This window comes from Rathayibacter sp. VKM Ac-2927, from assembly GCF_022815525.1.
In the GTDB taxonomy this organism is placed as follows: domain Bacteria; phylum Actinomycetota; class Actinomycetes; order Actinomycetales; family Microbacteriaceae; genus Rathayibacter; species Rathayibacter festucae.
In genome coordinates, this window is the sequence record NZ_JALGRT010000001.1 from 686,569 (window position 1) to 700,603 (window position 14,035).

Genomic DNA, 14,035 nt, shown 5'->3' on the forward strand with positions numbered 1-14,035 from the left:
CGCAGGGTCACCCGAAAGGGGCGGGGCGGCCTACAGCCCGGGGTACAGCGGGAAGTCGTCCGTGAGCCCCATGACCCGGGCGCGCAGCGCCTCGAGGTCGGCCGAGGGCTTGAGCGCCTCGGCGATCACGTCGGCCACGACGGTGAACTCGGCGTCGCCGAAGCCGCGGGTCGCGAGCGCGGGGGTGCCGATCCGCAGGCCCGAGGTGACCATCGGCGGGCGCGGGTCGAACGGCACCGCGTTGCGGTTGACCGTGATGCCGACCTCGTGCAGGCGGTCCTCCGCCTGCTTGCCGTCGAGCGGGGAGTCGCGCAGGTCGGCGAGCACGAGGTGCACGTCGGTGCCGCCGGTGAGCACGTCGATGCCCTCGGCCTTCGAGTCGGCGGCGGTGAGGCGCTCGGCGAGGATCTGCGCGCCGCGGATGGTGCGCGCCTGGCGGTCGGCGAACTCCTGCTCGCCCGCGAGCTTGAACGCGGTGGCCTTCGCGGCGATGACGTGCATGAGCGGTCCGCCCTGCTGGCCCGGGAAGACGGCGGAGTTGAGCTTCTTGGCGTACTCCTGCTTGGCGAGGATGAGGCCCGAGCGCGGGCCGGCGAGCGTCTTGTGCACCGTGGTGGTCACCACGTCGGCGTGCGGGACGGGCGAGGGGTGCAGGCCCGCGGCGACGAGTCCGGCGAAGTGCGCCATGTCGACCCAGAGCTTGGCGCCGACCTCGTCGGCGATCGCGCGGAACGCTTCGAAGTCGAGGTGGCGGGGGTAGGCCGACCAGCCGGCGATGAGGACCTGCGGGCGGACCTCGAGGGCCTTCTCGCGGACCGCGTCCATGTCGATGCGGAAGGTCTGCGGGTCCACTCCGTACGCGGTGGCGTTGTAGAGCTTGCCCGAGAAGTTGAGCTTCATCCCGTGGGTGAGGTGGCCGCCGTGCGCCAGCTCGAGACCGAGGATGGTGTCGCCCGGCTGGACGAGGGCGGCGAGCGCCGCCGCGTTCGCGGTCGCTCCGGAGTGCGGCTGGACGTTCGCGAACTCGGCGCCGAAGAGGGCCTTGGCGCGGTCGATCGCGAGCTGCTCGGCGACGTCGACGAACTCGCAGCCGCCGTAGTAGCGACGGCCGGGGTAGCCCTCGGCGTACTTGTTGGTGAGGACCGAGCCCTGCGACTCGAGGATCGCGCGCGGCACGAAGTTCTCGCTGGCGATCATCTCGAGGTAGCCGCGCTGGCGGTCGAGCTCCTGCTGCAGGACGGCGGCGATCTCGGGATCGACGACGGAGACGGGCTCGTTGAACGAGGCCGAGACACCGGTGCTGGCGGTGCTCGAGGCGGGAGAAGAGGACACGTGCGCTCCTTGGCTGCGAAACGGATGGCGTCCGCGAGGCGACGAGGCACGCTCGGGCACGCAGAACAACGGTATCCGTTCCGGCCCAGGCGAGCGGCAGGAAAAGTGTCCGGAAGAGGTCTCCGGAGAGGGTGCCGCTCCCTGATGGTCACCCATCCGAACGCCAGTCGCGACGCGGCCAGTGTAGCAACGGGCGGCCGATATCCTGAGCGGATGCAGACCGATTCCGCCGCGCCCGCTCCCGCCCGAACGCCCGCCGACGCGGCGAGCGGCGCCGGCGACGACGGTCCCGGCAACCACTGGACGCTCACCTTCGCCTGCCCCGATCTGCCCGGCATCGTGCACGCGGTCTCGGGAGCGGTGGTGCAGGCCCGCGGCAACATCACCGAGAGCCAGCAGTTCTCCAGCGCCGACACCGGGCGCTTCTTCATGCGCCTGCAGGTGCAGTCGCCCGTCACCCGCGACGAGTTCGAGGCCGCGCTGCTCCCCGTCACCGAGCACTACGGCATGACCTGGCGGCTCGACGTCGTCGGCCGCCCGCTGCGCACGCTGCTGCTCGCCTCGACCGCGGGGCACTGCGTGAACGACCTGCTGTTCCGCCAGCGCGCCGGGCAGCTCGCCATCGACGTCCCGCTGATCCTCTCGAACCACGCCACCCTGCAGGACCTGGCCGGCTTCTACGGAGTGCCGTTCGAGTCGCGCGCGGTGACGTCGCCCGAGACCAAGCGCGCCTTCGAGGAGCGCGTCGTCGAGGTCGTCGAGGAGCACGACGTCGAGCTGGTCGTCCTCGCCCGCTACATGCAGATCCTCTCCCCCGAGCTCTGCGCGCGCCTGGCCGGCCGGGCGATCAACATCCACCACTCCTTCCTGCCCGGCTTCAAGGGCGCGAACCCCTACAAGCAGGCGCACGCCCGCGGGGTGAAGCTGATCGGCGCGACCGCGCACTTCGTGACGAGCGACCTCGACGAGGGCCCGATCATCGAGCAGAACGTCGTGCGGGTCGACCACTCGCACTCGCCCGCGCAGCTGGTCGCGATCGGGCAGGACGAGGAGAGCCGCACGCTCACCCAGGCCGTGAAGTGGTTCGCGGAGGACCGCGTGCTGCTCGACGGCGCCCGGACGATCATCTTCCACTGACCGCCGCCCCGCTCCGGCGCGCGGCGTCGACTCGCCCGGAACGGCTGACCACAGGGCGGGAGAACGAGCCCTCTCGGGCGACTCACCGCGGGCGGATACGATGGTCCGCGTGAATCGAGCGACAGCGGGCACTGCACGGACCGATCCGAAGGTCGGGCCGAACGACGTCCCCCGCCTCGTGCTCGAGCTGTTCGCGTTCGTCAGCCTCGGACTGTGGGGCTTCCTGTCCTGGGATCTGCCGTGGAGCATCGTCTTCGGTGTGGGCGCACCGGTGCTGGCGATCCTGCTCTGGGCGCTCTTCCTGTCGCCGCGCGCCGTCCTCGCGATCGACCTCTACGGCCGCTCGCTGATCGAGCTGCTGGTCATGGGCGCTGCCGCCCTCGCCTGGCTCGACCTCGGCCAGCCGGTCGTCGCGATCGTCTTCGGCGTGGTCGCCGTGGTGTCCGGCGTGATCTCGGGGCGCCGCGCGCTGAGCTGACGGCGCTGTGCGAGTGCACCTTCGCTGGCAGACGAGGGCGTCGCTTCATGCTGATCGAGTAGCCCGCGCAGCGGGCGTATCGAGATCCACCACCACCCGAACCGGAGCCTGCAGACCACCCTGCGAACGACGGCGGGTCTCGATACGCCCCTGCGGGGCTACTCGACCAGCATGCAAGGGGCTGCGGCTCAGCAGACGAGGGCGTCGCTTCATGCTGATCGAGTAGCCCGCGCAGCGTGCGTATCGAGATCCACCTCCATCAGGACAGTGGTCTGCAGACCACCCTGCTGACGACGGTGGGGCTCGATCCGCGCGCAACGAGCGACGGCCGCCCCGCCGCCCCCGGAGGGGCGTGCGGAGCGGCCGTCGCCGGGCTGCGGAGAGCTACTCCGCGGCGCCCGCCTCACGCTGCGCGAGCGCGCGGCGACGCAGTCCCGTCAGCACCGCTCCGGCGCCGATCAGCGCCAGGGCGCCCGCTCCGAGCAGTCCGCCGCCGAAGCCGGTGGAGGGCAGGCCGCCCGCGCCGTGGCCGGGCGCGCCCGGTCCGGCGGTGGGCGTGGAGGTCGGCGCAGGAGGCGCGGTCGGTCCGGCGGTCGGCGTCCCGGTCGGAGCCGGCGTCGCCGTCGGTCCGGCGGTCGGCGTCGCGGTCGGCTCGGCCGTGGGTCCGGCCGTCGGCGTCGCGGTCGGAGCCGGCGTCGCCGCCTCCGTCACGTCCACGCTGACGAGGGTCCGGAGACCCGAGTCCGCGTAGTCGACGCTGCCGAGGTACTGCGCCGGGCCGGCGAGGCCGGTCCAGGACACGGAGTAGCTCGTCGGCTCACCCAGGACCGCGTCGACGGTCTCGGGCGCGGTGGTCAGCGAGCCCTCGCCGCCGTCCGCCGCGATGAGGAAGCTCCGGAGGTCGAAGGTCGCCTCCGGCTCCGCGCCCACCGCGTAGATGTCCGCGGAGACCAGGTAGCTGCCGGCCTCAGGGGCGTAAAGGTCCACCCGCTCGTCGGCCGAGCCGGTCGCGCTGGTCGCCGTGGTCACCGGCTTCCCGTCAACGATCTGCGCGATCGTCAGGTCGAGGTCGGCCGTGTCGTCGAGCGAGTCGAGGTCGAAGCGGGCGAACTCGGTGCCCTCGGGCACCTCGACGGTCGTCTCGAAGGTCTCGCCCTGCGGCAGCGTGCCGGTGTGGCCGTCCGCCGCGGTCGCGTCCTCGGCGAGGACTCCCACCGCGAGGCCGCTCGGAACCAGCGGCAGCGGGCCGTCGATGCCGGGGATGATCTCGACGCTCGTCGAGCCGGTCGAGCCGGAGCCCGACACCTCGTACGGCGCGTCGAGCAGCACGGGACGCACGGCCACGGGGCTGCGCACCTCGTGCTCGGCGCTCGACCAGGTGAGGTAGCCGGTCGCGAACTCGGCGAGCTCGGCGTCGGTCCGGGTGAAGGTCACCGTGTACTCGGCGGTCTGGCCCGCTCCGGTGAAGGAGAGGGTCGACGGGGAGACGACGGCGTCGACTCCCGGGATGTCGAGGCCGGCGGTGTAGCTGCCGGCCTCGGTCGAGGTGACCGTGCGGGTGACCGTCTGGGTCCCGGCCAGGGCGCCGATCGCGATCGAGGCCTGGTTGAGGTCGGACGGGTCGATCGCCTCGACCGCGTCGAGCTCGGGGTCGGCGAAGACGTAGCCGGCGCCCTTGAGGAAGGCGATCCAGTCGCTCGTGCCGCTCTCGTAGAGCAGTCCGGGGTCGAGGAACGCGGTCGGGTCGACGTGTCCGGCGCCCTGCGCGAAGACGTCGTCGGACGCGGCACCCGACTGGTCGACGCTGTCGTAGGAGGTCGTCATCATGGCCGACTTGACCGCCGACGGCGACGCGTTCGGGGTCACGCCGAGGATGAGGGCGGCGAGGCCCGCGATGTGCGGGGAGGACATCGAGGTGCCGGACTCGAACGCGAAGGCGGGGTCGTCGCCCTCGGCGTTGAAGCTGTCGGCGAGGATCGCGACGCCGGGCGCCGTGAGGTCGGGCTTGAGCACGTCGGTGCCGTCCGCCTCGGCCGGGCCGCGCGAGGAGAATCCTGCGACCTGCGGCACCGGGATCTCGGTGCCGGTCGCGTTGCCCTCGGTCAGCGTCGCCGTCGCGCCCGCGGTGCCGGCGTACGCGGTGATCGCGTCGTAGGCCTGCGAGTCGATCTGGATGCTCGGGACCGAGTGGTCGTCGACGTGCAGGGCGTTCGGGAACGGGTTCAGCAGCAGCATGCCGATGCCCCCGGCCCGGTCGACCTCGGCCGACTTGGAGACGCGCGCGGTGACGCCGGCGGTGCAGGCGACGATCTTCCCGGCGACCTTCGCGGCGTCGAGCGAGCCCGGCGCGCAGATGTCGGCGTTCTCGGTTCCGGCGACGACGACGTCGGCGCTGTTCACGAGGGGGCCGGTGACGTCGTCGTGCACGCTGATCGATCCGCCGACGAAGGCCTGGCCGTCACCGAGGGTGGCGGTGGCCGTGTAGGTCGGGATCGAGGACGCGGCGACCGTGGTGTACCAGGGCGAGGCGTGGTCGAGGGTCGAGACGCCCGGGCCGGAGTTGCCGGCCGAAGCGGCCACGAAGACACCCGCGGCCGCGGCGTTCAGGAACGCCTCGTCGTAGGGGGTCAGCGTCGACACGGCGGAACCGCCGCCGATCGAGAAGTTGATCACGTCGACGCCGTCCGCGACGGCCGCGTTGATCGCGGCCAGGATGCCCTCGCCGGAGCAGTAGTCGTCGTCGTCGGTGCCGTCCACGTCGCCGTTCCAGCAGACCTTGTAGGCGGCGACCTTCGCGGCGGGTGCGACACCGGAGATGGTGCCGTAGTCGTAGCCGTCGACCGAGGCCTCGACGTCGGCGTTGCCGGCCGCCGTGCTCGCGGTGTGCGAGCCGTGGCCGTCCGCGTCGCGCGGGGAGCGGTACTCGGGGTTGTCAGCGGAGCCGGCCTCCTCGTTCTGGCCGAGGAACCAGCGCGCGCCGATCAGCTTCTGGTTGCACTCGCCGCCGTCCCACTGCTCGGAGCCGGCGAGGCCGGGCGAGCAGGAGCCGGCGAAGGTGGTGCCGTCGGACTTGCGGTAGCTGACGGTCGTGCCGTCCGTGTAGGGAGCGGCGCCCGGGGAGGTCGCGAGCGGAGCGCCCGCGAAGGACGGGTTCTCGGGTGCGATGCCGGAGTCGATGACGCCGACGACGATGCCCTCGCCGGCCTTCTCGACACCGCCGACGGTGTCCCAGACTCCGCCGTCGCCCTCGAGGCCGAGGAAGCTCGTGGAGGACTCCTGACCGGTGTCGGGGACGGGGATGCCGGCCTCGGCGGTGGCGCCGGGAGCCGACGTGGTGGAGGCCGCGGCGCGGTCGAGCTTCAGGTCCTCGAGCTCCCGCACCTGCGCGACGTCCTTGCGGCCGGCGAGCTCGCTCGCCTGCGCGGCGGTGAGCGAGGCGGAGAAGCCGTTGAGGGCGACCGTGTAGTGGTAGCCGATCGCGGCGTCGACGGCGGCGGCGACGTCGTCCTGCCGCTGCTCGAGGTGCGCGGAGTAGTCCTCGACCGGAGCCGAGCGGGCCTGCAGCTGCGCGCCGGCGTCCGGAGCGGTGCGGGCGAAGCGGGCGTCGGTGCCCTCGTAGGTCGCCGCGGACGGCTCGACGAGCGTGACGACGTAGTCGCCGTCGTCGAAGGTCTGGAGGGTGGAGAGTCCGCCGACGAGAGCGGCCCCGCCGACGAGCGGGGCGGCCGAGGCGGCCGAGACGGCGAAGGCGCCGGAGGCGGCGATGCCGAGGGCGGCGAGGCCGGCGAGGATGCGCTTCTCAGCGCGGCGGACGGGTGGACGGTGGGACAAGTGAAGCGGCAATCGATGTCCTTTACTCACAGTTGCTGAGAACCGGATCGGTTCTCGCACAGAGTCGACCCTACGAACTGGATCGCCCAGCTCTGTTACGAACAGGTAACGAAGTCCTTGTTCGGGGGACAGCGGCGTCCGATCTCCGGGGATCCGGATGCCCCCATTTCGGGGACTCCACCCCGCCGGTCCTACGCTGGCGGGATGCGCTCTCCGAATCCTGACGCCGCCGTCGGCGTCCTGCTCCCCCGCGATCTCCCCGCCGCCGAGGTCCTGCCCTACGCCCGCCGGGCCGAGGAGCTCGGCTTCGACGAGCTCTGGGTCGTGGAGGACCTCGGCTTCCGCGGCGGCGTCGCCCAGGCCGCGGCCGTCCTCGCCGCGACCGAGCGGATCGTCGTCGGCATCGGCATCCTGCCCGCCGCGGTCCGCACCGCCGCCTTCACCGCGATGGAGCTCGGCACGCTCGCCGAGCTCTTCCCCGGCCGCGTCCACGCGGGCATCGGCCACGGCATGCCGGGCTGGATGCGCGGACTCGGCGTCTGGCCGAAGAGCCCGCTGACCCTGCTCTCGGAGCAGTTCGACGCGATCCGCGCACTGCTCGCCGGCGAGCAGGTGACCCGTGACGGCCGCTACGTCCACGTCGACGGGCTGCGGCTCGAGTCGCCGCCGCGGGTCGTGCCGCCACTGCTGGCCGGCGTGCGCGGACCGCGCTCGCTCGAGCTCGCCGGGCGCATCGCCGACGGGGCGATCCTCGCCGAGCCGGTCGCTCCGGAGTACCTCGCCCGCGCCCGGGAGCAGATGGGCACGCCGGGCCGCGTCGTCGCCTACAACGTGGCCGCCGTCTCGGACGACGCCGGAGAGGCCCGCGCCGCCGTGCGCCCCGGACTGGAGTGGGTCGGTGAGCCGGACTGGGCGCCGCACATCGAGCCGCTGCTCTTCGCCGAGGAGTTCGCGCAGCTGCGCGCCCGGAGCGCCGACCGCGCCGCCTTCGTCCGCGATCTGCCGGACGAGTGGGTCGACCGGCTCGCCGTCGTCGGGACTCCGGAGACGGCCCGCGCGCGGATCGACGAGCTGCACGCGGCCGGAGCGGCCAGCACCGTGCTCATGCCGGTCGGCAGCGATCCCCGGGCGGCGATGGAGCAGCTGGCGCGCGTGCTCTGACGGCGGTACCGACCGCCACCGCACCTCCGGCACGCGGAAACGGCTCCGGCTCGCGGAATCCGAGGATTCCCGCGAGCCGGAGCCGTTCGTGCGAGCCCGAGGCCGGGCCGAGGGGCGGAGCTCAGCTCGCCATGCGCGCCTTGAGGTTCTCGTCGAGCGTGGCGAGGAACTCCTCGGTCGTCTGCCAGGCCTGGTCGGGGCCGACGAGGAGCGCGAGGTCCTTCGTCATGCTGCCGGACTCGACCGTCTTGATGACGACGTCCTCGAGGGTCAGCGAGAAGTCGATGAGCTCCTGGTTGCCGTCGAGCTTGCCGCGGTGCGCGAGGCCGCGCGTCCAGGCGTAGATCGAGGCGATCGGGTTCGTCGAGGTGGGCTTGCCGGCCTGGTGCTGGCGGTAGTGGCGCGTGACGGTGCCGTGCGCCGCCTCCGCCTCGACGACGCTGCCGTCGGGGGTGGAGAGGACCGAGGTCATCAGGCCGAGCGAGCCGAAGCCCTGCGCGACGGTGTCGGACTGGACGTCGCCGTCGTAGTTCTTGCAGGCCCAGACGTAGCCGCCCTCCCACTTCATGGCCGAGGCGACCATGTCGTCGATGAGGCGGTGCTCGTAGGTGAGACCGGCGGCCTCGAAGCGCTCCTTGAACTCGGTCTCGAAGATCTCCTCGAAGATGTCCTTGAACCGGCCGTCGTAGGCCTTGAGGATCGTGTTCTTCGTGGAGAGGTAGACCGGGTAGTTGCGGGTCAGGCCGTAGTTGAGCGAGGAGCGCGCGAAGTCGCGGATCGACGAGTCCTGGTTGTACTGGACCTGCGCGATGCCGTCGTCGGGGGCCTTGTAGACCTCGAACTTCATCGGCTCGGAGCCGTCCTCGGGGGTGAACTCGACGGTGAGCGTGCCCTTGCCCTTGAAGACGAAGTCGGTGGCGCGGTACTGGTCGCCGAAGGCGTGGCGGCCGATGATGATCGGCTTGTTCCAGCCGGGCACCAGGCGCGGGATGTTCGAGATGATGATCGGCTCGCGGAAGATGACGCCGCCGAGGATGTTGCGGATCGTGCCGTTCGGCGACTTCCACATCTTCTTCAGGCCGAACTCCTCGACGCGCGCCTCGTCGGGCGTGATGGTCGCGCACTTGACGCCGACGCCGTGCTTCTGGATGGCGTGGGCGGCGTCGATCGTGACCTGGTCGTCGGTCTGGTCGCGGTACTCCATGCCGAGGTCGTAGTACTCGAGGTTCACGTCGAGGTACGGGTGGATCAGGGTGTCCTTGATCTTCTGCCAGATGATCCGCGTCATCTCGTCGCCGTCGAGCTCGACGACGGTTCCTTCAACCTTGATCTTCGACATTGCACTCCCAGGGTCTCGTTGCACCGCCCCGCTGCTGCGAGGGACGGGTGGCTCCGCGGCCGCTCCAGACGGCCTCGACCAGCCTACCCGAGGCCGGAACTGTCTCGACGTCGAGACACTTCTCCGCGAGGAGGAGCCCCGCACCCTGCGCGCCGCGACGCTCGTCCGCGAGGAGGATGACCGCCGCCGAGCCGGGCCGCTAGATTGGGCGGCATGAGTGACCTCCGCCTGGAAGAGCTGTCGGCCGCGAACATCTCCGCCGTGAACGGACTGAGCCTCAAACCGGGTCAGGAGCAGTTCGTCGCACCGGAGTCGTACTCCGCGGCCGCCGCCGTGATCGACCCGGGCGCCGCCTGGCAGCGGGCGATCCTCGACGGCGACGAGCTCGTCGGCTTCATCCACGCGCACTTCGACCCGCAGGCGCCGGAGGAGTTCCGCAGCTGCATCTGGCGGATCAACATCGACGCGGCCAAGCAGGGCCGCGGTGTCGGCACCTTCGCCGTCCGCGCCGCCGCCGACGAGGCGCGCGCCCGCGGCTTCGACACGCTCACCGTGATCTGGGAGTCCGGCGCCGACGGCCCCGAGCAGTTCTTCCGCTGGATCGGCTTCGAGGTCATCGGCGAGACCCCGTACGGCGAGAACATCGGGGCGCTGAAGCTCTGACCGAGCGTCCCGACGACGCGGCGGACCCCGCCGACTTCGTCTCGGCGGTCCTCGCCGTCGTCGACGGGATCCCGCCCGGCCGCGTGATGGCCTACGGCGAGATCGCCGCGGTGCTCGGCACCCGCGCCGCCCGCGCCGTGGGAACGGTGCTCGCCCGCTACGGCTCCGACGTGGCCTGGTGGCGGGTCGTCCGCTCCGGCGGCGCCCCGGCGATCGGGCACGAGGAGCGCGCCCGCGAGCACTACGAGCGCGAGGGCACGCCGCTCGTCACGACGCCGGGCGGCTACCGGGTGGACGTCCGCGCCGCGCGCTGGACGCCCTGACCGCGGCGGCGGACCCTCCGGCTCAGACCAGGGAGTCGCGCCAGGCCGCGTGCAGCGTGGCGAAGCGGCCGTCGCCCGCGATCAGCGCCTCCGGTGTCCCGTCCTCGACGATGCGGCCGTGCTCCATCACCAGCACCCGGTCGGCGATCGCGACCGTCGACAGCCGGTGCGCGATGATCACCGCGGTCCGGTCCGCGAGCAGCGTCTGCAGGCCGAGCTGCACCAGCCGCTCGCTCGGGATGTCGAGCGAGGAGGTCGCCTCGTCCAGGATCAGCACCGCCGGGTCCGCCAGGAACGCCCGCGCGAACGAGATCAGCTGGCGCTGACCGGCCGAGACCCGTCCGCCGCGCTTGTTCACGTCGGTGTCGTAGCCGTCCGGCAGCGCCTGGATGAACGCATGGGCGCCGACCGCCTTCGCCGCGTCGACGATCTCGTCGTAGGAGGCCGAGGGCCGGCCGATCGCGATGTTGTCCGCGACGGAGCCGGAGAAGAGGTACGCCTCCTGGGTCACCATCACGATCGCGCGCCGGAGGTCCTTCGGGTGCAGCTGCCGGAGGTCGACGCCGTCGAGGGTCACCACTCCGTCGGTCGGGTCGTAGAAGCGCGAGATGAGCTTCGCGAGCGTCGACTTGCCGGCGCCGGTCGAGCCGACCAGCGCGATCGTCTGGCCCGCGGGGATCCGCAGGTCGAAGCGCGGCAGGATCTCCCGGTCGGTCGTGTAGGCGAAGCGGACGCCCTCGAAGCCGAGCGCCCCCCGCGCCTCGCGGAGGTCGACGGGGTGCGCCGGATCCGGGACGCTCTGCTCCTCCGCGAGGACGCCCGAGATCTTCTCGAGCGCGGCCGCCGCGGACTGGTAGGAGTTGTAGAACATCGCCATCTCCTGCACCGGCGCGAAGAACCGCCGGGTGTAGAGCAGCACGCCGAGCAGGGCGCCGATCTCGAGACCGCCGTCGAGCACCCGCATCCCGCCGAAGAAGAGCACGGCCGCCATCGTGACGTTGCCGATCAGCACGAGACCGGGGTCGAAGGTGCCGAAGACGCCGAAGACCTTCTTGTAGGCGACCCGGTAGCGCTCGACGACGACGCCGAAGGCCGACTCGTTGCGCTCCTGGGTGCGGAAGGTCTGCACCGCTCGGATGCCGGTCATCGTCTCGACGAACTGGACGATCAGGCGGGACGACGCGACGCGGGTGCCGCGGAAGAGCGACTGCGAGCGCTTCTGGAACCAGCGGGTCAGGATCGCCAGCGGCACGAGAGCGCAGGCGAGCACGAGGCCGCTGACGCCGTCGAGCGAGACCAGCGCGATGGCGACGAAGCCCATGTAGAGGGCGCCCTGCACGAGCTGGTTGATGCCGGAGTCGAGCAGCTCGCGGATGGAATCCAGGTCGCTGGTCTGCCGGGAGATGATCCGGCCGGAGGTGTAGTTCTCGTGGAACTCCAGGCTCAGCTTCTGGGTGTGCAGGAAGACGCGCTTGCGCAGGTCGATCAGGATCGCCTGGCTCACCCGCGCCGACAGCACGGTGTACCAGGCGACGAGGACGGCGCCGACCACGCCGGTCAGGACGTAGGCGACGACGGTGAGGACCAGCGGGGTCGCGTCACCGTCGAGGATCGCAGGCAGTCCGTTGTCGATGCCCAGCGCGATCAGCGCCGGCCCCGCCACCTGGGCGGCGGTCGAGATCACCACGACGACCGCGGTCAGCACCAGTCGCAGCCGCAGCGGGCGCAGCAGCGACCCGAGCAGCGCGAGCGAGCGCCGGCGCAGGGCCGCGGACTCCGCGCGGGTGAGGTCGTCGCGCTCCTCGGTGGATCCGAGAGTGCTCATGATCGGGTCTCCAGCTCCGTGAGGTCGGTCAGGTCCGTCAGCTCGGCCTCGGCGCGCGGGCGCGAGCCGACGCGCTCGGTGCCGCGGGGGCGGGCGAGCTCGTCCTCCTCGAGGCTCGAGATGACGAAGCGGTAGTGCGGGCTGCTCGCGAGCAGCTCGGTGTGGGTGCCGACCGCCGTGACGCGGCCCTCCTCGAGGAGGGCGACGCGGTCGGCGAGGGCGACCGTCGAGGGGCGGTGCGCGACGATCAGCGCGGTGGTGTCGCCGAGCACGCGGCGCAGGCCCTTCTCCACCCGCGCCTCGGTGTCGACGTCGAGGGCCGACAGCGGGTCGTCCAGGACGAGGACGGCGGGCCGCGCGGCGATGGCGCGCGCGAGGGCGAGCCGCTGGCGCTGGCCGCCGGAGAGGCTCATCCCCTCCTCGCCCACGGTGGTGTCGAGCCCGTTCGGCAGGGAGTGCACGAAGTCCGCCTGCGCGATCTCGAGCGCCTCGAGCAGCTCCGCCTCGGAGGCGTCGGGGCGGCCGAGCAGCACGTTCTCGCGCACCGAGGTGGAGAACAGCGTCGCGTCCTCGAAGGCCATGCCCACGTGGGAGCGCAGCTCGTCGCGCCGGAGGTGCCGCACGTCGACGCCGTCGATCTCGATCGCCCCGCCGGTCACGTCGTAGAGGCGCGGCAGCAGCGCGGTGAGCGTCGTCTTGCCGGAGCCGGTGAGGCCGACGAGCGCCATCGTCTCGCCGGGCTCGACCTCGAGGTCGACGCCGTCGAGGAGGTCGGCGAAGCGCTCGGGCGCGTCCTGGTAGCGGAAGTGCACGTCGCGGAAGCTCACTCGGCCGAGCGGCCGGGCGATCGTCGCGGGTGCCTCCGGGTCGGTGATCGTGTTCCGGCTGTCCATCACCTCGAAGTAGCGGTCGACGGCGGTGCGCGCGTCGAACGTCATCGAGAGCAGGAAGCCGATCGACTCCACCGGCCAGCGCAGCACGGTCGCGGTGGCGAAGAAGGCGAAGAGCTCGCCGACGCTGAGCTGTCCGTCGGCGGCCAGCCAGACTCCGGCGAGGAGGCAGAGCGCGAAGGCGATGTCGGGGATGAGCAGCAGGACCACCCAGATGCCCGCGATGGCCTTCGCCTTCTCCACCTCCGTGCCGCGCAGCTTCTCCGCCTGGTCGGCGAAGCCGGCGAGCGCGTGCTGGTGGCGGCCGAACGCCTTGAGGACGCGGATGCCGTGCACCGACTGCTCGACCGTGGTGGCGAGGTCGCCGGCCTGGTCCTGGCTGCGGCGCGCGATGCTCGAGTAGCGCTTCTCGAAGGCGAAGCCGTAGATCCAGACCGGGATCGAGCAGGCCACGAACAGCGCGCCGAGGATCGGGTTCCAGTAGACGAGGACGCCGAAGCCGACGACGATCGTCAGCGCGTTGACCACCAGCAGCACGAAGCCGAAGGCGATCCAGCGGCGGATGAGGCTGAGGTCGCTCATCGCGCGCGAGAGCAGCTGCCCGCTCTGCCAGCGGTCGTGGAACGAGACGGGCAGGTCCTGGAGCTGGCGGTAGAGCGCGGTGCGCATCCGTGCCTCGACCCGCGTGCTCGGGGTGAGCACCATCCGCCGACGCAGCGCGATGGCGGCGGCCTCGAGGACGCCGAGCAGGAGCACGACGACGACCGGGCCGATCAGCGGGCCGAGATCGCCGGACCCTGCGGCGGTCGCGCCGTCGCCGAGCGGTCCGTCGACCAGCTGCTGGAGGACGATCGGGATCGCGAGCGAGACGAGGCTGGCCACGAGGGCGATCGCGATGCCGCCGACCAGGCGGGGCAGCGCGTCGCCGACGAACGGGACCAGGCGCAGCAGAGTGCGGAGGGTGTTCGGGCGCTTCGGAGCGGCGGGCGGAGAGGACTGTGCGAGCACGGTGCTGGGCTTTCGCGACGGAGGACGGAGCCCTGCGGCACCGTGGCG

The 14,035-nt window shown here is 71.9% G+C and carries 10 protein-coding genes; 5 read left to right on the forward strand and 5 right to left on the reverse strand.

Annotated features, from left to right (window positions below; all coding sequences use genetic code 11):
• Nucleotides 1-30: 30 nt before the first annotated feature.
• Complete coding sequence (gene glyA / locus MT353_RS03240) at nt 31-1,332, reverse strand: serine hydroxymethyltransferase (protein ID WP_308197501.1); 1,302 nt, start codon at nt 1,330-1,332, stop codon at nt 31-33.
• A 213-nt stretch (nt 1,333-1,545) separates the two neighbouring features.
• Between glyA and purU the strand changes: the two genes are divergently transcribed.
• A complete protein-coding gene (gene purU / locus MT353_RS03245) occupies nt 1,546-2,469 on the forward strand; it encodes a formyltetrahydrofolate deformylase (protein ID WP_243600597.1) in 924 nt (307 codons plus the stop codon).
• 109 nt (nt 2,470-2,578) lie between these two features.
• A complete protein-coding gene (locus MT353_RS03250) occupies nt 2,579-2,947 on the forward strand; it encodes a YrdB family protein (RefSeq protein WP_243623593.1) in 369 nt (122 codons plus the stop codon).
• 384 nt (nt 2,948-3,331) lie between these two features.
• On the opposite strand, the gene MT353_RS03255 is transcribed toward MT353_RS03250, so the two are convergent.
• On the reverse strand, nt 3,332-6,778 hold the full coding sequence (locus tag MT353_RS03255; protein ID WP_243623594.1) for a S8 family serine peptidase: 3,447 nt from the start codon (nt 6,776-6,778) through the stop codon (nt 3,332-3,334).
• Between the two features lie 204 nt (nt 6,779-6,982).
• On the opposite strand from MT353_RS03255, the gene MT353_RS03260 reads away from it, so the two are divergent.
• Entirely contained in the window at nt 6,983-7,939 is a 957-nt protein-coding gene (locus MT353_RS03260) for an LLM class flavin-dependent oxidoreductase (RefSeq protein ID WP_243623595.1), read from the forward strand.
• 121 nt (nt 7,940-8,060) lie between these two features.
• Here MT353_RS03260 and MT353_RS03265 read toward each other — a convergent pair whose 3' ends face one another.
• Nucleotides 8,061-9,278, reverse strand: a complete 1,218-nt coding sequence (locus MT353_RS03265) for an NADP-dependent isocitrate dehydrogenase (RefSeq protein WP_123445123.1) — start codon at nt 9,276-9,278, stop codon at nt 8,061-8,063.
• Nucleotides 9,279-9,491: 213 nt separating this feature from the next.
• Between MT353_RS03265 and MT353_RS03270 the strand changes: the two genes are divergently transcribed.
• Both MT353_RS03270 and MT353_RS03275 read left to right on the forward strand, forming a co-directional pair.
• Nucleotides 9,492-9,941, forward strand: coding sequence for a GNAT family N-acetyltransferase (locus tag MT353_RS03270; RefSeq protein ID WP_123445122.1), 450 nt, complete (start codon nt 9,492-9,494; stop codon nt 9,939-9,941).
• On the forward strand, nt 9,938-10,264 hold the full coding sequence (locus MT353_RS03275) for an MGMT family protein (protein WP_279400532.1): 327 nt from the start codon (nt 9,938-9,940) through the stop codon (nt 10,262-10,264). The genes MT353_RS03270 and MT353_RS03275 overlap by 4 nt, the downstream gene beginning before the upstream one ends.
• Before the next feature lie 22 nt (nt 10,265-10,286).
• Here the strand turns inward: MT353_RS03275 and MT353_RS03280 are convergent, their stop codons facing one another.
• Together MT353_RS03280 and MT353_RS03285 are read right to left on the reverse strand one after the other, a co-directional pair.
• Nucleotides 10,287-12,089 (reverse strand): ABC transporter ATP-binding protein, encoded by a 1,803-nt coding sequence (locus MT353_RS03280; RefSeq protein WP_243623596.1) that lies wholly within the window; start codon nt 12,087-12,089, stop codon nt 10,287-10,289.
• On the reverse strand, nt 12,086-13,987 hold the full coding sequence (locus MT353_RS03285) for an ABC transporter ATP-binding protein (RefSeq protein WP_243623597.1): 1,902 nt from the start codon (nt 13,985-13,987) through the stop codon (nt 12,086-12,088). The genes MT353_RS03280 and MT353_RS03285 overlap by 4 nt, the downstream gene beginning before the upstream one ends.
• Between the last annotated feature and the right edge of the window lie 48 nt (nt 13,988-14,035).

Coding starts and splice junctions, on each gene's coding strand:
- purU (WP_243600597.1), top strand. CDS start 1,546: ATGCAGACCGATTCCGCCGCGCCCGCTCCCGCCCGAACGCCCGCCGAC.
- MT353_RS03260 (WP_243623595.1), top strand. CDS start 6,983: ATGCGCTCTCCGAATCCTGACGCCGCCGTCGGCGTCCTGCTCCCCCGC.
- MT353_RS03265 (WP_123445123.1), bottom strand. CDS start 9,278: ATGTCGAAGATCAAGGTTGAAGGAACCGTCGTCGAGCTCGACGGCGAC.
- MT353_RS03270 (WP_123445122.1), top strand. CDS start 9,492: ATGAGTGACCTCCGCCTGGAAGAGCTGTCGGCCGCGAACATCTCCGCC.
- MT353_RS03280 (WP_243623596.1), bottom strand. CDS start 12,089: ATGAGCACTCTCGGATCCACCGAGGAGCGCGACGACCTCACCCGCGCG.